At 45.0% G+C, this 18722-nt stretch carries 20 protein-coding genes and 1 pseudogene; 3 read left to right on the forward strand and 18 right to left on the reverse strand.

Annotation, left to right across the window (positions count from 1 at the left end; all coding sequences use genetic code 11):
* Positions 1-142: 142 nt before the first annotated feature.
* Complete coding sequence (gene fabB / locus EXA13_RS13130) at positions 143-1354, reverse strand: beta-ketoacyl-ACP synthase I (RefSeq protein ID WP_238133568.1); 1212 nt, start codon at positions 1352-1354, stop codon at positions 143-145.
* Positions 1355-1482: 128 nt separating this feature from the next.
* On the opposite strand from fabB, the gene mnmC reads away from it, so the two are divergent.
* Positions 1483-3498, forward strand: a complete 2016-nt coding sequence (gene mnmC / locus EXA13_RS13135; RefSeq protein WP_238133569.1) for a bifunctional tRNA (5-methylaminomethyl-2-thiouridine)(34)-methyltransferase MnmD/FAD-dependent 5-carboxymethylaminomethyl-2-thiouridine(34) oxidoreductase MnmC — start codon at positions 1483-1485, stop codon at positions 3496-3498.
* Positions 3499-3583: 85 nt separating this feature from the next.
* Here the strand turns inward: mnmC and EXA13_RS13140 are convergent, their stop codons facing one another.
* From EXA13_RS13140 to EXA13_RS13150, 3 genes are all read right to left on the reverse strand, one after another.
* Positions 3584-4111, reverse strand: a complete 528-nt coding sequence (locus EXA13_RS13140; protein ID WP_238133570.1) for an NADPH-dependent FMN reductase — start codon at positions 4109-4111, stop codon at positions 3584-3586.
* A 161-nt stretch (positions 4112-4272) separates the two neighbouring features.
* Positions 4273-4536 (reverse strand): YfcL family protein, encoded by a 264-nt coding sequence (locus EXA13_RS13145; protein WP_238133571.1) that lies wholly within the window; start codon positions 4534-4536, stop codon positions 4273-4275.
* 10 nt (positions 4537-4546) lie between these two features.
* Entirely contained in the window at positions 4547-5077 is a 531-nt protein-coding gene (locus tag EXA13_RS13150; protein ID WP_238133572.1) for an elongation factor P hydroxylase, read from the reverse strand.
* 270 nt (positions 5078-5347) lie between these two features.
* On the opposite strand from EXA13_RS13150, the gene EXA13_RS13155 reads away from it, so the two are divergent.
* The gene (locus tag EXA13_RS13155; RefSeq protein WP_238133573.1) at positions 5348-5974 is read left to right on the forward strand and encodes a trimeric intracellular cation channel family protein; all 627 of its coding nucleotides are present in this window, start codon (positions 5348-5350) and stop codon (positions 5972-5974) included.
* Between the two features lie 67 nt (positions 5975-6041).
* Here EXA13_RS13155 and aroC read toward each other — a convergent pair whose 3' ends face one another.
* Entirely contained in the window at positions 6042-7127 is a 1086-nt protein-coding gene (gene aroC, locus EXA13_RS13160; RefSeq protein WP_238133574.1) for a chorismate synthase, read from the reverse strand.
* Between the two features lie 176 nt (positions 7128-7303).
* Entirely contained in the window at positions 7304-8236 is a 933-nt protein-coding gene (gene prmB / locus EXA13_RS13165; RefSeq protein WP_238133575.1) for a 50S ribosomal protein L3 N(5)-glutamine methyltransferase, read from the reverse strand.
* Between the two features lie 63 nt (positions 8237-8299).
* Between prmB and smrB the strand changes: the two genes are divergently transcribed.
* Positions 8300-8851, forward strand: coding sequence for an endonuclease SmrB (gene smrB, locus EXA13_RS13170; RefSeq protein ID WP_238133576.1), 552 nt, complete (start codon positions 8300-8302; stop codon positions 8849-8851).
* A gap of 11 nt (positions 8852-8862) precedes the next feature.
* Here smrB and flhB read toward each other — a convergent pair whose 3' ends face one another.
* The 12 genes and pseudogenes from flhB to fliH form a co-directional block, all read right to left on the reverse strand.
* Positions 8863-9993, reverse strand: a complete 1131-nt coding sequence (gene flhB / locus EXA13_RS13175; protein WP_238133577.1) for a flagellar biosynthesis protein FlhB — start codon at positions 9991-9993, stop codon at positions 8863-8865.
* 9 nt (positions 9994-10002) lie between these two features.
* Positions 10003-10785 carry a flagellar biosynthetic protein FliR gene (fliR, locus tag EXA13_RS13180; protein WP_238133578.1) on the reverse strand — a complete coding sequence of 261 codons (783 nt, stop codon included), beginning with the start codon at positions 10783-10785 and terminating at the stop codon, positions 10003-10005.
* Between the two features lie 8 nt (positions 10786-10793).
* The gene (gene fliQ, locus EXA13_RS13185; RefSeq protein ID WP_238133579.1) at positions 10794-11063 is read right to left on the reverse strand and encodes a flagellar biosynthesis protein FliQ; all 270 of its coding nucleotides are present in this window, start codon (positions 11061-11063) and stop codon (positions 10794-10796) included.
* A gap of 12 nt (positions 11064-11075) precedes the next feature.
* Complete coding sequence (gene fliP, locus EXA13_RS13190) at positions 11076-11927, reverse strand: flagellar type III secretion system pore protein FliP (RefSeq protein ID WP_238133580.1); 852 nt, start codon at positions 11925-11927, stop codon at positions 11076-11078.
* Between the two features lie 37 nt (positions 11928-11964).
* A complete protein-coding gene (gene fliO / locus EXA13_RS13195; RefSeq protein ID WP_238133581.1) occupies positions 11965-12342 on the reverse strand; it encodes a flagellar biosynthetic protein FliO in 378 nt (125 codons plus the stop codon).
* Between the two features lie 3 nt (positions 12343-12345).
* Positions 12346-12756, reverse strand: a complete 411-nt coding sequence (gene fliN, locus EXA13_RS13200) for a flagellar motor switch protein FliN (RefSeq protein ID WP_238133582.1) — start codon at positions 12754-12756, stop codon at positions 12346-12348.
* A 15-nt stretch (positions 12757-12771) separates the two neighbouring features.
* Positions 12772-13833, reverse strand: coding sequence for a flagellar motor switch protein FliM (gene fliM / locus EXA13_RS13205; protein ID WP_238133583.1), 1062 nt, complete (start codon positions 13831-13833; stop codon positions 12772-12774).
* A gap of 8 nt (positions 13834-13841) precedes the next feature.
* Positions 13842-14324: a flagellar basal body-associated protein FliL gene (fliL, locus tag EXA13_RS13210; protein ID WP_238133584.1), complete on the reverse strand. Its 483-nt coding sequence runs from the start codon at positions 14322-14324 to the stop codon at positions 13842-13844.
* Between the two features lie 32 nt (positions 14325-14356).
* Positions 14357-15625: pseudogene (locus tag EXA13_RS13215) on the reverse strand (flagellar hook-length control protein FliK); the annotation flags it as partial.
* 486 nt (positions 15626-16111) lie between these two features.
* Positions 16112-16564 (reverse strand): flagellar export protein FliJ, encoded by a 453-nt coding sequence (fliJ, locus tag EXA13_RS13220; protein ID WP_238133586.1) that lies wholly within the window; start codon positions 16562-16564, stop codon positions 16112-16114.
* Between the two features lie 7 nt (positions 16565-16571).
* Positions 16572-17894 carry a flagellar protein export ATPase FliI gene (gene fliI / locus EXA13_RS13225; RefSeq protein WP_238133587.1) on the reverse strand — a complete coding sequence of 441 codons (1323 nt, stop codon included), beginning with the start codon at positions 17892-17894 and terminating at the stop codon, positions 16572-16574.
* A complete protein-coding gene (gene fliH / locus EXA13_RS13230; RefSeq protein ID WP_238133588.1) occupies positions 17894-18697 on the reverse strand; it encodes a flagellar assembly protein FliH in 804 nt (267 codons plus the stop codon). The genes fliI and fliH overlap by 1 nt, the downstream gene beginning before the upstream one ends.
* Positions 18698-18722 lie beyond the last annotated feature (25 nt).

The raw sequence follows: 18722 nt of genomic DNA on the forward strand, positions 1-18722 counted from the left end.
AAATACCCGGTGCCAATTGGTCACCGGGTGAATATCCAGAACAAAAGGATCCCGTCCCGCTCTCCAGGGGACAGAGTCTGCGTCTGTTTGATCGGCGATACCGATCGGTTCTGGAAACCTTTTACCTTACGGTATTTAGTAATTACGCTGAGTACTTTTTAATGACCAACGTTGCGTTCGTTCCGCCAAATCCAAAGCTATTAGACATAACCGTTGTTAATGGCTGCTCGCGCATTTCCGTTACAATATCTAAGCCTTGAGCGGCGTCATCTAATGTTTCAATATTAATGCTGGGAGCAACAAAATTATGATGCAACATCAAAGTAGAGTAGATAGCTTCATGAACGCCTGCCGCACCAAGAGCATGACCCGTCATAGCTTTTGTGGCAGAAATGGCTGGGCTGTTACCCGAAAAGACTTCTTGAATCGCGCCTAACTCCTTCACATCACCAACCGGTGTTGAAGTACCATGGGTATTCACATAATCCACATGATCAACATTTTGCATCGCCATTTTCATACAACGTGCGGCACCTTCACCTGAAGGAGCAACCATGTCATAGCCGTCAGACGTCGCACCATACCCTACGATTTCACCATATATTTTGGCACCACGAGCTAAAGCGTGTTCTAACTCTTCAATCACCAGCATACCGCCGCCTCCAGAGATAACAAAACCATCACGGTCTGCATCATAGGTGCGTGAGGCTTGCTCTGGTGTATCGTTATACTTCGTTGAGAGTGCGCCCATCGCATCAAACATCATCGTCAAAGACCAATCTAATTCTTCACCACCACCAGCAAAGACGATGTCCTGTTTACCTAATTGAATCAGTTCCATCGCATTACCAATGCAGTGAGCAGATGTGGCACATGCCGAGCTGATGGAATAATTCACACCACGAATTTTAAATGGGGTGGCTAGACATGCAGAAACGGTCGAAGACATCGTACGTGGCACCATATAAGGCCCAATGCGTTTCACCCCTTTTTCACGTAGTGTATCAACAGCCACCACTTGATTTAATGATGATGCCCCACCGGAACCGGCGATGATCCCTGTACGATCATTAGAAACTTGTTCTGGCGTTAAACCAGCATCTGCAATGGCTTGCTCCATGGATAAATAAGCATACGCAGCAGCATCACCCATAAAACGCATTTGTTTGCGATCAATATGTTCTGATGGGTTAATTTTCAGGTTACCCCACACTTGAGAGCGTAGGCCTTGCTCTTTAAATTGCTCAGAAGCAGTAATGCCTGATTTGCCGGCTTTCAGAGACGCTAAAACTTCTTGGACGTTGTTACCGATACTGGAAACAATACCCATACCGGTGATTACGACTCGTTTCATGTGACATTCCTATAATTCAAAATTTCTCGCTAGATAATAACGAAGATAAGTAACAAAAGTGGTCAGCTTTCCTATAAATCCGTACAATCTTGCCTTATTAAACGCATATTTCCTAGAACTCATCGATTATGACTTCCATTACTCATGCACAATTGGCTTGGAATGAAGCAGGAACACCTGTTTCAGACCAATTTGACGACGTCTATTTTTCTAATACTAATGGATTAGAAGAGACTCGTTACGTTTTTCTTGAAAAAAATCATCTCCCACAAAGATGGCATGAGTATGACCAACGCCGTTTTGTGATCGCAGAAACGGGATTTGGAACCGGGCTCAACTTTCTTGCCACTTGGCAATGGTTTGATCAGTTTTTACAGCAATCCCCTGATTCTACGCTAAAAACATTGCATTTTATCAGCTTTGAAAAGTATCCACTCAACAAAACCGATTTGATCCAAGCACATCAATCTTGGCCTGAACTGGCCGTATATGCTCAGCAATTACAAAAACATTATCCAATGGCTGTTCCTGAATGCCATCGTATTGTATTCGCTGGCGGGGCAGTGACACTTGATTTGTGGTTCGGGGATATTAAAGATTGCCTTCCTAAGGTTCCTGTTCCACAACAAGGGTTAGTCGATGCTTGGTTTCTTGATGGATTTGCACCCAGTAAAAATCCTGAAATGTGGAATCAAAATCTGTTTAATGGTATGAGCCAATTAGCCAAACAAGGGGCTACGTGTGCCACCTTTACCGCTGCAGGATTTGTTCGGCGCGGGCTTATCGAAGCGGGCTTTGAAATGAAAAAGGTTAAGGGTTTTGGTACAAAACGAGAAATGATTGTAGGTCATCTGGCATCGAAAAAACCATACACCAATATCCATCCTTGCTATCACAGAGAAAAAGTCACCGATCTGAAAGAAGTTGCCATCATTGGTGGTGGTATTGCCAGTGCGACACTGGCTTACACACTTTCTCAACGAGGCGTTCCTGTAACCTTATATTGCGCAGACACAGCGCCCGCAGACGGAGCATCCGGTAACCGACAAGGAGCTGTCTACCCTTTATTAAATAGTGAACACAGCGGTGTATCCCGTGTCTTTGCCCCTGCATTTCTCTTTGCTCGCCAATCTATTGAACAGATAGCACAGCGCTGCCTATTTGAGCATGACTGGTGTGGGGTGACTCAGTTAATGTGGGATGAAAAATCAACCGACAAGCTCACTCGCATGCTGCAAGGCCACTTTCCGGCGGCACTGGTTCAGTCTCTCACCAAAGAACAAACTCAAGAAAAAATAGGGTTACCGATTGATATACCTAGCCTTTATTACTCACTCGGTGGCTGGTTATCCCCTGCAGAATTCACCAAAGCCTTGTTGATGTTATTACAAGAGGAAGGGGCATTAACCGCCTATTTCGAACAACCAATTCATAAATTAACTTGGTTGGAAAACCAACAATGCTGGCAATTAGACAGTGATGGCCAATCATTTCAACATCAATGTGTGGTCATTGCCAATGGTCACCAGTTTGATCAATTCGAGCAGACCCGATTCATTCCTTTAGGTAAGGTGAAAGGCCAAGTAAGCCACGTGCCTACAAATTCAACCTTAAACTCACTGCATTCTGTGCTTTGTTACGACGGTTATATGACACCCAACAGCCCTAATCACAGCACTCATTGTCTTGGCGCAAGTTATGACCGACAACCGTTAGACCACCTTTTTGACCCTCAAGCACAAGAAGAGAATGCTCAACGCTTAACTCGCTGTATTCCCAACCAGCCTTGGCCTAAACTGGTTGATGTGTCAGGTAATCAATCACGGCAAGGTATTCGCTGTGTTAGCCGAGATCACTTACCTTTTGTTGGCAATATTGGTCACCGTGACAAAATTATTGAGCAGTACTCAGATTTACCTCAACAGTCCCCAGAACAAATCTCTCCCGTTTCAAATTATCCGCATTTATATGGGTTACTGGGCTTGGGCTCTCGGGGATTAAGTTCAGCCCCTTTGATGGCCGAAGTTCTAGCATCGCAGATCTGTGGTGATCCGATCCCCCTTGCTGTTGATGTTCTTGAAACGCTGCATCCGAGTCGAATGTGGATTCGAAAACTCAAGAAGGGCAAATCTCTCAGCGAATAAAACATCCCTATACTACGCCTTCTGTACTGACGTAAAAACGCCTCGCAATTGCGAGGCGTTTTCGATAACTCAATGCATCAGTCATTTATTCTGCTAATTTAGCGACCGCTTCTTGAACTTGAGCCGCCAGTTCTGAGTTAGTAACCTTACCCTGTTCTTGGTCAAAATTATCATAAAAGCTAGCAATAGAAAGCGAGGCTTTAACATTACCACCAAAGAATGGCGCAGAACCTATTGCTGCTGCTAAGACTGATTTCGCTCCGCCCGGGCCTGGTGAAGTAGCTAAATAAACCGCAGGTTTATCTTTAAAGACATTGCGATCGATTCGTGTTGCCCAGTCAAATAAGTTTTTATACGCCGCAGGGTGGTGACCATTATGCTCAGCAAATGAAATAACAAAGGCATCTGCTTGAGCTAAATCATTCAAGAAAGCTTGAGCGCCTTCAGCCTGACCGATTTCTTTTTCTACATCTTCACTAAACATAGGCACTGAATACTGGCTAATATCCAGCACTTGAACCTCGGCACCGTCAATCAAACCAGCTGCGTAAGTGGCCAACGCTTTATTGATAGATGTTGAACTAGTACTTGCGCCAAATGCGATAACTTTCATTGTGATAACCTCACTGTTCATAAGATGACAATTAGAGTAAACATTCATCATGCAAGCTGCAAGTCGTAAAATCAAATAGAGTTATTCAAATATTTCGAACAAGTCGCAATGATTGACGGTCTCCCTTGAGTTATTTTTCTTTAGCCGCTGACAAAACCGTTTTAAACTTGCGCAACTAGTTGTTGCCAAAGTTCACTGACAATCGCTCGATCCGCAGGTGATAGCTCTGAACGAGCCGCCGTTAAGCTCTGTTCGATTCGCGCTTTAAATTCGGTCAAGTCATCAATTCCCTCTTCCTCACAAGCTGCAGCAGAGAGTGAAATATGACCACGCAAATACCCACCAGCAAAAAGCTCGTCATCAGAGGCGGACTCAATACGCGTATCAATCAAATTCAGCAGTTGTTCTTCAAATTCAATAATCATCTTTTACTCATTATTTCACTATAAATTGGCTGGGGCTTAAAGGTGGCCTAACATAATGCTGGCGCAAAGCATCCGATAACCGTTTAACTCTCAAAGGCAATCCTTGTTTTAACAGTACTAGCACCTGTTGATGTACTTTATGCATAAAGGCCAATCGATCTGGCTCAATATCACCATTTAGGTTGTCACAACTAACGGTAAATGGAAAACCCGCACTTTGCGCAAAAATCCATTCATAAGCTTGAGGCCGAATTTCGACGCGTTCAAACTCCGCCTGAACTTTAGCCGACCGCCCATCAGGCTCATACCAATAACCAAAATCTTCCAGTAACCGCCGCTGAGGCCCAGCAACACACCAGTGCGCAATTTCATGCAAAGCCGAGGCATAAAAGCCCCGAGCAAAAATAATTCGGTGATAAGGCGTTTGCTCATCCGCTGGTAAATAAATCGGTTCCTCGCCACCTAATTCTAACTTGGTCTGATAATCAGCAAAAAAAGTCTGGTTGAAAATGGTGATCAGATCTTGATATTGATGCGTCATGGGTATTTTTGCCTCTCCCCTATCATTAACGAGGGGCATTCTCTCGGTTTTTTATCACGGGGTAAAGAGCCATCCGTACAATCTGCCAGCAAATAAATGAACGCTTGCAACAATCGTTGTAATCAGTCTCTCTCCCCCGCTCAGCCGAACAATTAGTTTAAGTAATCTATCCGCGACTTCATCTATATAAAAACTCATTCGCCAACCTCTAAAATTCCTCTTACACTCTCGCTTTCTCAAGCTTCAGATGAATTGATAAGGTACTCCGACATGTTGTTGAGCGTTCTGTATATTATTGGTATTACTGCGGAAGCGATGACTGGAGCACTCAGTGCGGGACGCCGAAAAATGGACTGGTTTGGCGTTATGTTGGTTGCCAGTGCCACCGCGATTGGTGGTGGTACTGTTCGTGATATTTTACTTGGTCACTACCCGTTAGGCTGGGTAAAAAATCCAGAATTTCTTGCGATTACCTGCCTAGCTGGCGTATTAACCACGGGGGTTTATCGCTGGGTCATTAAGCTAAAAGGGTTATTTATTCGCTTAGACGCACTAGGGTTGATTGTGTTTAGCATCATTGGTACAAAAGTGGCGTTAGGTATGGGACATCATGTGATGATCTGTATGGTGGCCGCATTAGTCACAGGCGTATTTGGCGGCTTATTACGAGATTTAATCTGTCGTCAGCCCCCTTTAGTTTTGCATGATGAGCTGTACGCTTCGGTCACACTAGTCGCATCAGGGCTCTATCTCACATTACTTGAGTTAGGAGTCAGTGAAATAACCAATACCATTATCACCTTAACCGTCGGCTATCTTTTACGTATGGCTGCGGTTCGCTTTAAGTGGCGCTTACCTTCTTTCCACTTGGTTGAAACAGATAATCCACTACATTAATTCGCTCTGTCTAACAAAAAAAACTCACATCCTATACAAGATGTGAGGTTTCACTGAATAGACAACATTAGAGTATCGGTGTTTCCGTATAAACGCCGTGGTTCTGGCCTCGATGACGTAGCAAATGGTCCATCAGTACAATCGCTAACATCGCTTCTGCAATCGGTACCGCACGAATCCCCACGCAAGGATCATGACGACCTTTGGTAATCAGTTGAGTCGCTTCCCCCTCTCGAGTAATGGTTTCACCGGGAACGGTAATACTTGAAGTCGGCTTTAGAGCAATGTTTGCCACTATGTCTTGCCCAGATGAAATACCCCCTAAAATGCCCCCAGCATGATTACTAGCAAAGCCTTTAGGAGTAAGCGGATCACGGTGCTCGCTGCCTTTTTGACGCACAACCTCAAAGCCATCGCCAATTTCAACCCCTTTTACGGCATTGATACTCATAAGAGCGTGTGCAATATCCGCATCTAAGCGGTCAAACACGGGCTCACCTAAACCAACCGGAACCTGAGTGGCTACCACTTGAATTTTAGCCCCGATGGAGTCGCCCTCTTTTTTCAACTCACGAATCAGTTGATCAAACGCGTCCACCTTATCAACATCAGGGCAAAAAAAGGCATTGTTCTCAATTTCGCTCCAATCCACTTTTTCTATCGATACATCGCCCATTTGCGACAAATATGCTCGGATTTCAATGCCAAATTCTTGTTTGAGGTATTTCTTAGCGATCCCCCCTGCGGCCACACGCATCGCGGTTTCCCGAGCGGAAGAGCGACCACCACCACGGTAATCGCGCAAACCATACTTTTGGTGATAAGTATAATCTGCATGACCTGGACGGAATTTATCTTTAATTTCCGAATAGTCTTTTGAACGTTGGTCTGTATTTTCAATGAGCAAACCAATAGAAGTGCCCGTTGTTTTCCCCTCAAACACGCCTGATAAAATTTTCACTTCATCAGGCTCACGTCGTTGGGTGGTATAGCGCGAGGTTCCGGGACGGCGACGATCTAAATCAACTTGTAGATCGGCGGCGCTAATTTCCAATCCTGGAGGGCATCCGTCAACGATACATCCTAGTGCGATACCGTGACTTTCTCCGAATGTAGTCACTCGAAAATGTTGTCCGATACTGTTTCCTGCCATTGTTTCCTCAAACTCGCTTACTTTGAGCGTGTGGTTTCGCCCATCGTATTCATTACTATTATTCGTAGAATCATACTCGCTTGATTAACGAATGATGTAAAGCCCCTATCGCGCACTAATTTATAGCGAATAGCAAAGCGCCGGCACAAGGCCGGCGCTTGATGACAATTCAACGATTAATCGCGGTACAGTACAAACTCATCCGCACACGCCACTAACTGCTCGCGTGTTAATAAAAAGACACCATGCCCACCATTTTCAAATTCCAGCCACGTAAATGGAATATCCGGGTATTGCTCCATCAAATGGACCATCGAATTACCAACTTCACACACCAAAATGCCTTGGTCGGTCAAGTAACGAGGCGCATTAGCCAAAATACGGCGGACCAATTTAAGCCCATCGGTTCCTGCGGCTAACCCAAGCTCTGGCTCATGCTTAAACTCATCCGGCAAACTATTCATATCTTCTTGATCCACATAAGGTGGATTGGTCACGATGATATGGTATTGCTCTTGAGGTAAATCTCGGAACAGATCGGAACGAATAGGGAAGACTTGCTGCTCTAAACCGTGATCTTGAATATTTTGCTCTGCCACTTGCAACGCATCTGTCGAAATATCGATCGCATCCACTTCTGCATCTGGAAAAGCATAAGCACAAGCAATCGCAATACAGCCACTTCCAGTACATAGATCCATAATTCGAGTCGGTTCTTCCACTAACCAAGGCGAAAATTCGGCTTGAATTAACTCACCAATTGGAGAACGAGGCACTAATACACGCTCATCAACAAAAAACTCCAACCCACAAAACCACGCTTTATTGGTTAAATAAGAGACCGGAGTTCGCTCATTAATGCGTTTAACTACTCGCTCAACCACGCGTAAACGCTCGCTGCCCGTTAGGCGTGAATTCAGGACATGGGGAGGCACATCAATCGGTAAGTAGAGCGTAGGTAAAATGAGCTGAACCGCTTCATCCCAGGCATTATCTGTGCCGTGGCCATAAAATAGTTTCGCGGCGTTAAAGCGACTCACCGTCCAACGAATCATATCTTGAAGCGTATGCAGTTCAGAAACCGCTTCATCTACAAAAATCTTATCCAAAATTGCCTCCGAAAAGCGCTACAATACTGCCAATTCCGATTCATAACCGATGATTTACCCAAAATGAACAAAAAACACACCGATTTCAATCCAAACGCTGATCTCGATGCTGATGATTTTGCTCTGTTTCAGGATGCAGTAAAAGGCGTAAAAAAGTTTGCGCAGGATACCATAATCCGGCCACCAAACAGAAACCCCAAACAAAAAGAAATCCGCCGAACATCACGCGAAGCCAGTGACAACGATTTTTATTTTTCTGATGAATTTGTACCAATGCTGAGTGAAGAAGGCCCAACCCGTTACGCTCGTAGTGACGTGTCAAAGTATGAAGTCAAGAAGCTACGCCGTGGCGTTTATGTGCCCGATGTTTTTCTTGATATGCATGGCATGACTCAGGTCGAAGCCAAGCGAGAACTAGGAGCCATGATAGCTTACTGCCTAAAAGAAAATGTGCACTGTGCTTGTGTTCAACATGGCATAGGTAAGCATATTCTTAAACAAAAGGTACCATTGTGGTTAGCTCAGCATCCTGATGTGTTGGCTTTTCACCAAGCACCATTAGAGTTTGGTGGCAATGGGTCATTATTGATTCTCTTGTCTATTCCGGAAAAATAGCTCCAATCTCATCAATAACGCATATCCGGTGGAATAGGCAGTTTATCTTCTTTAAGCACCGGACGCTCTCCCCCTTTACGCCGATATTGCTTAAGCTGAAAAACATACGCCAGCACTTGTGCCACTGCCATAAACAAGCCATCAGGGATCTCTTGCTCTAACTCCGTCGTGTGATAAAGCGCACGAGCGAGTGGAGGAGCGGGAACAATCATGATGTCGTGCTCACGTGCCACCTCTCGAATTTTTAAAGCCAGAAAATCGCCGCCTTTTGCCACCACGACGGGTGCACGGTCAGTATCTTGCTTATAGCGTAAAGCGACCGAAAAGTGTTCTGGGTTGGTGATAATAACGTCTGCTTGAGGAATATCAGCCATCATACGCCGTTGAGCCGCTTCCCGCTGCAACATCCGAATCCGCCCTTTCACCTCAGGTTTCCCTTCGGTATCTTTATATTCATCTTTGATTTCTTGCTTAGTCATTTTGAGCTTTTCAGCGTGTTGCCAAATTTGAAAAGGCACATCAATCGCCACAACCACCAATAAAGAGCAGCTAATGAGCAAAACGAAGTTCAGCAAAATATCTAAAGCGTGAAATAGATTTTGAGGAAACACATCCAAACTTAACTGAAAGAGATCGCTCTTTGAAGCGTCAACTAAATAAAAGGCCACCCCTGCCACCAGCAGCACTTTTAACATTGACTTCACCAATTCCACCCAACTTTGTAGGCCAAACATCCGTTTAATACCACTCAACGGATTCAGTTTAGAAAACTTAGGCATGGCAGCTTCAACCGAAAAGTTCACCCCGCCAACCCCTGCCGCTCCAATCATGGCAGCAACAAAAAGGGTGCTCAAAATCAGTAATAATGGCAGCAATAAATCGGCGAGGGTTCCCGCTATAATTTCAAACAGTTTACTGCTATCAAAAATTTCTTCGCGGCTGAGTGAAAATAAGCGCTCCATCATGCTATATAAGCCTCGCGCTAATCGATCACCAAACCACATCAGTGATACCGCCCCTACCACCAAAACAGAAACGGAAGCCAACTCTTTCGATCGCGCAACCTGGCCCTTTTCTTTTGCCTGTTGCAACCGTCGGGGAGTGGCTTCTTCGGTCCTTTCTTGTCCGTCAGAATCTGCCATCGTCGCCTCCTAACAATTTAAGCGAATCAAACGGCAAAGCTGCTGTTCACCGTCTGACCAGAATAATTCATAATGGGTAAATAAACCGCCCACGATATACCAACAAAGCAATAAGCCGACCAGTAATGCAAAAGCAAAGCCGAGTGAAAAAATGTTCAGCTGAGGGGCGGCCCGTGTCATCACCCCAAAAGAAAGGTTTACGGTAAGCAGGGCGATAATGCCAGACAAGGCCATATTCAACGCGACCTTAAACATGATACCGAGCCAAAGAGCCAACTCCCGAAAATCCACACTTGTCAGTGAACCACTGCCGATAGGTAAACTCTTAAAACTCATCACCACTAATTGGATCATCTGTAAATGACCATCGGTAGCCAAAAAAAACATGGTGGCCAAAAACATAAAGAGTTGACCCAATAAGGGCGTATTTTGACCATTAGCCGGATCAACCATCGAGGCAAAGCCTAAACTGGCTTGCATACCTAAAATTTGCCCTAAAATAACAAAAGCTTGAATCAAAAATTGCGTTACCATTCCCATAGCAACACCAATGATTAATTGCTCCAACGTGGTTAAAAAGCCTTGAAATGAAAGCAGTGGAACTTCATCTGAAATTTCAGGAATAGCTGGCATCACAGCAAAGGTAATCGCCAAACCGAGATAAAGACGAATTCGGGGAGAAACGAACCGAGCCCCAGTGACAGACATCACCATCAACATGGCTGAAATACGGGTAAAGGGCCAAAAATAGTGAGCAATAAAATCCAACACCACACTTGTCGGGTATTCCATTTATACTCCTAATAGAGAACCTGTGGTAAACGCTCAACCATGGCTAAAAAGAACTCCATTAACATCTGAGTCATCCAATGAGCAAACACCATTAATGCCAGTAGAGTCACAATAAGACGCGGCAAGAAGCTCAGGGTTTGTTCGTTAATCGATGTCGCAGCTTGAAAAATCGCTACCACTAAACCAATCAGTAAGCTTGGGACTATGATGGCACACACCATAATGAGCACCATCCACAACGACTCACGAAATAACTCAACAAACAGTTCTGGTGTCATCGTCTTCTCCCGCTACAAGGCAAAACTGCCTGCCAAGGTGGATAAAATGAGGTTCCAACCATCAACCAAGACAAAAAGCATCAATTTGAAAGGTAACGAAACAATCATTGGTGATAGCATCATCATCCCCATCGCCATCAAAACTGAAGCGACGACCAAGTCAATAATTAAAAATGGCAAAAAAAGCATAAAGCCAATTTGAAAAGCGGTTTTTAATTCTGAGGTAATAAAAGCAGGAATGAGCACCGCCATCGATACTTCTTCAGGGCTTTGTACTTCTGAGCCTGAAATATTAACGAAGGTTTCTAAATCTTTCAGTCGCGTTTGTTTCAGCATAAAAGCCTTCATTGGCTCTTGGGCCAAATCAAATGCTTGGCGCGCCGACATCTGTTCATTGAGATAGGGTTGAACCGCTTGATCGTTAATCTGATTCAGTACTGGGGACATAATGAAGAAGGTAAGAAATATCGCAATCCCAATAATAACCTGATTTGATGGCGTTTGTTGTAATCCCATAGCCTGACGCAAAATCGACATGACGACCACAATTCGGGTGAAGGAAGTCATCAAGATAACCATTGCCGGTAAAAAACCGAGCATGGTCATTAGGGCTAAAATTTGTAAATTAACCGAGTAATCTTCGCTTCCATCAGGATTCGTCGTCATGGTAAAGGCCGGAATACCACCGCCACCACTGCTACTCGTTAAGGCCAACGATTTTGTCGCGCCTTGCTCTTTCTCCATGGTACTAACCGTCACGCCTCCATCAGCAAGCGTATTAGCCGGAATCGGAGTTTCCAACTCTTGCTGTGCACTCGCCAAAGGAGCCCAGAGAAAAATGATGGAACAAATGAGGGTCATCATCCAAGATAACGACACCGAACAGAAAGTATATCGACGGTTATTTATCATGTTTTTTCAGTAACTGAGTCAGTTGAGTAGCGAATGAAGGTGCATCGTAAGTTTCTTGTGTCAGTGGCGTTTCCAACTTCGAAATTAACTGGATAGATTGCGCCGTCACACCAATAAGAAACTGTTCCTCCCCCACTTGCACAATCATCAATCGTTCTTTCGTGCCGATAGGCAATTGACGCATGACTTGAAAGCCTTTGTGCTGCCCAAAGGTTGGAACACGCATACGTTTGAGTAACCAAGCTAAGCATAAAATCAGTACAACAACGAATAAAAGCGACCCGAAAGTGGTCGCTATATCCAGTGAAGCCGTCTCCGCTGCCCAAGTTGGGAACGAAACAAAAAATAAACTTATGAGCTTTTTCATAAGTTATCTCAGTTTCTTAATTCGTTCCGTTTGGCTGATCACATCCGTCAGGCGAATACCAAACTTATCGTTGACCACCACAACTTCTCCATGAGCAATCAAAGTACCATTAACCATCACATCTAATGACTCACCTGCAATACGATCCAACTCAACCACTGAACCTTGGTTTAATTGCAGTAAGTTACGAATACTGATTTTTGAACGCCCAACTTCCATTGAAATGGTAACAGGAATATCCATAATGGTGTCGAGTTTACGACGTTCATCATCAGTAATGGGTGGCGCAGTATCTTTTAACTCATCCAATGGCGCGGCTAACACCTCATCGACATCGATTTCTGGGGCATTAGGATCTTCCCCAAGCGCTGCAGCCCACTCATCTGCCAGCTTTTGATCATCTGATTTTGACATCTTCGCTACCTATTTTTACTCATGTATATGTTCGTCATCTTCCAGCTCATCATTCTCTAGTTCTGCAATAATGTCTTTGCCTAAGAACGCGAGGTCGGTTTTCACCACATCTGGACGGCGGATTTTTTCTGAAATTTGTACCGCCAGTTTTTCACCTGAGCGGCCCATTTTTACTCGATAAGTGGGTAAGTCTTCCACAAACATCACTGCATGCTCTGGCATATCAATTGGGATAATGTCGCCCGTTTGCAGTTCCATTAGATCACGCAGTGCAATATCTTGTTCTAATAAATTAACTCGAAAGTTAATGGGCACATCCATGATCTCTTCCCGAAGAGCTGAACTCCAGCGTACATCGGTTTCCATTTTATCCGACTGAACACCGGCATCGAGTAATTCTCGAATAGGCTCAACCATCGAATACGGCATAACCATATGAAAATCACCGCCCCCTCCATCCACTTCAATATGAAATGAACAGACAACGATCACTTCCGTTGGGCTAACAATGTTAGCCATACTTGGGTTAACTTCAGAATCAAGGTATTCAAACTCAACGCCCATCACAGGAGACCAAGCTTCTTTATAGTCAGTAAAGACGATTTTTAGTAATAATTGAATCACTCGACGTTCAGTCGGCGTAAATTCACGACCTTCGATTCGAGCATGGTAGCGTCCATCTCCACCAAAGAAGTTTTCTACCAGAATAAACACCAAACGCGCTTCCATTGTGACAAGCGCCGTTCCTTTAAGAGGACGAAAACGAACCATGTTTAAACTGGTCGGTACGTACAAAGTATTTTGGTATTCACCAAACTTCATCATTTGTACGCCATTGATCGATACTTCTGCAGTTTTGCGAAGCATATTAAATAAACTGATGCGCATGTGCCGAGCAAAACGTTCATTAATCAGTTCTAAGGTCGGCATCCGACCACGAACAATGCGATCTTGTGATGAAAAATCAAACGAGACAGCCCCCGCATCTGCGGAATCTAATTCGTCTTCTCCTTCATCAACACTGTCTACGCCATGCAACAGTGCATCAATTTCGTCTTGGCTTAATAAATCGGTCACGTACTCACCTATTGCATTACAAAGTCAGTAAAGAGCACTCGTTCAATCACTGGCTCTCCAACCACTTGTGTCATCGCCGCTTTAATATCGTCTGTCGCCTTATCTCGTAACTCAATACGTCCAGAAGTGGTTCGTAGTTGCTCAACCGAAGCAGAGGCAAAGGTTGCTAATAGTGTACTTTCCACCAAGGGGGAGTGATAGCGAGCTAAATTATCGTTTTTGCTACCTCGCACCATAAGTTGTACTTTTATTTGTACCATTCGACCACGATTCTCACCACTCACATTGAATACAAAGGGTTGAGAAATATTGACGTAAGAGACAGGATCAACCGTCACAGTATCTTGAGCTCTTACCGTTTCTTTGGGTTCAGAACTATCCGATCCAAGAAAGAAAAAAGCGCCCCCAGCAATCAGTAATAAGGCGACGACTGCCCCAACAATGATTAATAGTTTATTTTTACTTTTTGGTGCATTTTCATCAACAGCCATAACTTACTCTATGCGGTTATTTTTCTATTAGTTTAAGCGTAATAGCTGATTCCATCACGCTTTGTTGTTACATTCAAATCCAGTTTAATGTCAGACTCAATATTTTCATCGCCCGCCAAAACCTCTCGCCCCGCCGATGATCCCGATTCGCCACCATTTGCTGAATAACGTTGCTGTTGGCCAGCATTTTGTTGCTGAACAGAAGTATCGGCTAACTGAACGCCTTGCTGAGCCAACATTTCTCTCAAACGCGGCATGGATTGCTCTAAAGCATCACGAGCTTGGCTATTCGCCACCGTAAATTGCACACTAGCGCCATCACCATGCATATTCATTCTAATATGCATTCGACCAAGTTCTGGTGGATCAAGGCGAATATCAATATTTTTTAGATTTTTCGACATCATCATTTGTACCCGTTCAGCCATTTCATCGGCCACCATTCCTTTATTTAGAGCTAAAGGTAACGGTTGCCCTTGAATGGGGGCGGGTTCATTGCGCAACCCCGAGGGTTGTGCCGTTGTCGATTGTCCAGCCGCAGAAGCTAATTGCTGAGCAAAGAGAGAATTGCTCTCAGGCTCTGAACCAAGCGACTCTTTTTCTTTTCCAAATAAAGCGGCCCCATTCAACGATGCTTTTAATACATTCGGATCCATTCCCGGTGTCGATTGGACGAACTCAGGCATTGAGATCGCCGCCGCACTTCCTGCTTGAGTTGCTGTAAAAGGAGCCTCATTCACCATCGCGGAGACACCTGCCGGGTGCGTAGGTGGTTGAGATGAAGCGGCCATGGCTGAAAACGAGAACGAACCACTTGGCGCACTAGGTTTGCTCGGTTCATGACGAACCTGAGCCTCACCTTGAGTGAGTGGGAGGGCCTGTTCGGCCAGCTCCGATACCTCAACCTCGCTACTCGCCGTTTTCGCCACTAAAGGCTCTTCCTCCTCTTCGGTAAGAGGGGTATTTTGTGCGGGCTGCTGAATTTGTGAGTGAACGATCGATGCCTCGTCAACTAACTGAACAATGGCCTCTCCTGATTCGTCGAGAGGTCGGTCGGAAAATTCCACATCCGTACGAGTGGCATCCGCTTTATTGACGGCGACTTCTTGGTTATCCCAAACGGGGAGCTCCACAGCCTCTAACGATACAGCATCTTGTTTTTGTGCAGCCGAAAAATCCGCCCATTCACTGTCTTCATTGGGCAAGTTCTTGCCGCTTGTCTTAACTAATGTTTGATTGGCTTGCTGTAATCGACCAAGCAGTTCATCGCCCTGATTCATCACCTGTGCGGTTGTGATAGAGGGTTCCAGACTCTCTTCATGTTCCAGAGTAGAAAGACTCTCTATGTCAGCCTGCTTAGAATGAGCCACCGGTTGATTCGTAGACGCTTCATCTTGAGAGTCTGCCACCGCTTGCTCGGACTCTTCCCCACTGAGCTCAATCAACTCGGACGAGATCTCTTCCGACTGTATGGGTAAAGCCGCCAAATCCGTATTTTCTGACTCAACTTCGGATTGAGAATGAAACAAAAGTGCGGTTAATTTATCTAGAAACCCGGTTACCTCTCCAGCTTCGCCCTCTTTTGATGAGATGTTTTTTGAGTTTGCATTGGTTGCACTCACGCTGGAAATAGGCTTGCTATCAACTGAAGAGATTGGATTAATATTCATATTCACATCGCTCACATTGTATATAACACCTAAAAGCTCTGCTTGGTATTGACTGCAGCTCGCATCAGAGACTACAACCCATGCAATAAATGAGCCAAAGCTAGCTTTTAAACGGTATTAGCGAGAGGTTGAACGAAGGCGTTGACGATTAAAGCTGAGAGTCGAAAATTCATCCATCTGTTTTTGCTCTCGCCGCGCTTGTAAGCGCTCTCTTTCACTCTGTTTTTTCTCAATCAACCACTCATAAGAACGACGCTGCTTACGCACATTCATCCAATGTTGTTGGCAATTTTCCACTTGCTGAGTGAAATGCTGCTCGGCGCTGCGCTGCTTCGCTAAAGTTTCATCCAACTGAGTTAGGAAACGGTTTAAGTGACCATATTGGCTAGCGGTTAATCCTGCCTGCCCACGTTGAACCAGTTGCTGGCAGTATTCCAAGCGATACTGTTCAATCTGTTTCAATTGTTGATAGTAACCGTCCAGTTCATTTCTGGCTTTACTCAAAGCCATCACGGCCTGATCTTCCGACTCTTTGGCTTGCCCTAACAAAAACTCTAACGCATTGTCCATCGCTTACCTACTCCATACTCAGTACATTTTTCAGCATACCGATACACATGTCGTAAGGAACCGATTCTTTCATTTCTTGTTGCAAATAATTGTCTAACCGTGGTTTCAGGGTAAAGGCGCTATCAATCGCTTTATCAGTTCCCGGTTTATAAGCACCAATCGAGACCAAATCTTGGTTTTTACGACAAATCGACAGAATTTGCCGTACCGCTTTTGACATCAGCATATGTTCATCGGTTGTAATTTGTGGCATAACACGGCTGACCGATTTCTCGACATCAATGGCAGGATAATGCCCCGCATCGGCCATCTCCCGAGAAAGCACAATATGCCCATCAAGAATTGCACGAGAAGCATCGGCAATCGGATCCTGTAGATCATCCCCTTCGGTTAATACCGTGAAAAAGGCTGTGATAGAGCCTTGTTCGGGACCACCATTGCCCGCTCTCTCAACTAATGCGGGTAATTTAGCAAAAACCGAAGGTGGATAGCCTTTGGTTGCCGGTGGTTCGCCCACTGATAACGCAATTTCCCGCTGAGCTTGTGCAAAACGGGTTAATGAGTCCATCAATAGCAAAACATCCAACCCTTGATCACGAAAATATTCAGCAATCGCCAATGCCGTCTGACAACCTTTCAAACGCATGAGTGGAGAGGCATCGGCTGGAGCGGCCACAACCACCGCACGTTGACGGCCATCAATACCCAAAATTTCTTCAATAAATTCTTTAACTTCTCGACCACGCTCACCAATTAAGCCCACCACAACGACTTGTGCCGTGGTTCCGCGAGTCATCATACCTAAGGTGACCGATTTACCAACCCCTGAACCAGCAAACAGACCAATTCGTTGTCCTTTACCTACCGTCAATAAACCGTTGATGGCTTTAATTCCCACATCCAAGGGTTCACTGATCGGCTTGCGTGATAATGGGTTAATCGGTTGGGCGTTGAACGTTGCGTATTGATCGGTGTATATGGGACCCAGCCCATCTAATGGGTTACCCACCCCATCAATGACTCGCCCTAGTAATTCCATTCCAACCGCCAAGCCCGCTTCTTCTGTTAATGGGGTCACTTTTGCACCGGGCAACACCCCATTAATTTGCTCACTAGGCATTAAGAATAAGCTGTCGCCAGAAAAACCAACCACTTCCGCTTCCATTTCACCAGACATGGTTTCCACTAGACACAAACTTCCAATGGGGGCTCGGCATCCTGTCGCTTCAAGGGTTAACCCTACGACTCGAACCAACTTACCAGAGGCGACTGGACGACTTGTTAAGCCTTGGGTTTTATATTGTGCTAATCGGTCTGCCAGCGCTTGCATTAGTCTTGCCCTTGCTGATGACGATTCGTTCCACAAAAACGTTGTAACACGCTACGAATACGTTCTTCCATACGGTAGTTAACACTCGATTCACCCGCTTCAATTTGAACATCACCTCGATTCAGGGCTGGCTCACTGTTCAATGTCCATTGACGAAGTTCAAGCGCTTCCTCACCATAAGCATGTTTGATGATTTCACAATCTTCGGGATGAAGTTTGACATGAATAGTATGTCCCGCGATGGGTAGAGCCTCTACCGATTCTTTGACCGTATCCAAAATAACTTGAGGGTTCATTTGTACTTCCACACGGACGACTTCTTTTACGAGCGTCAGTACCATATCAACCAACTGTTTTTCCACCTGAGCATTCATTAACTCCAGCGGTTGGGCGAATTGGTTCGCAAGGTTTAGGAAGTGTTCCACTTGTTGTTGGATCTGTGCTTGGCCTGCAGCTAACCCTTCCGTTTCCCCAGCCTGAATCCCTTCTTGATGGCCGATATCAAAACCAGCTTGCTTACCTTGTTCAAAACCTTGCTGATACCCTTCCGCTTGCCCTTGCTCTAACCCTTCCTGATAAGCGGCCTGTTTAATCAGCTCTATTTCTTCATCACTGAGAGTAAGAGGTAAGTCTGCTTCCTCTTCATCAAAACTAGGTACCCAAGCAGGGTCATAATTTAATGCGGTTTCTTTGGCTTTTTTATTCTGTTCGTTAGCATAATCGGGTAACCCCCACTTTTTAGGCGATTCTACGGTGGCATCAGAGCCTAAACGGATAAAACCACGCTTTCTTTCTCCAGTCATGAGACACCTTATCCAACGATAAAAA

This window comes from Vibrio cincinnatiensis (assembly GCF_022113815.1).
Classification (GTDB): Bacteria; Pseudomonadota; Gammaproteobacteria; order Enterobacterales; family Vibrionaceae; genus Vibrio; species Vibrio cincinnatiensis_A.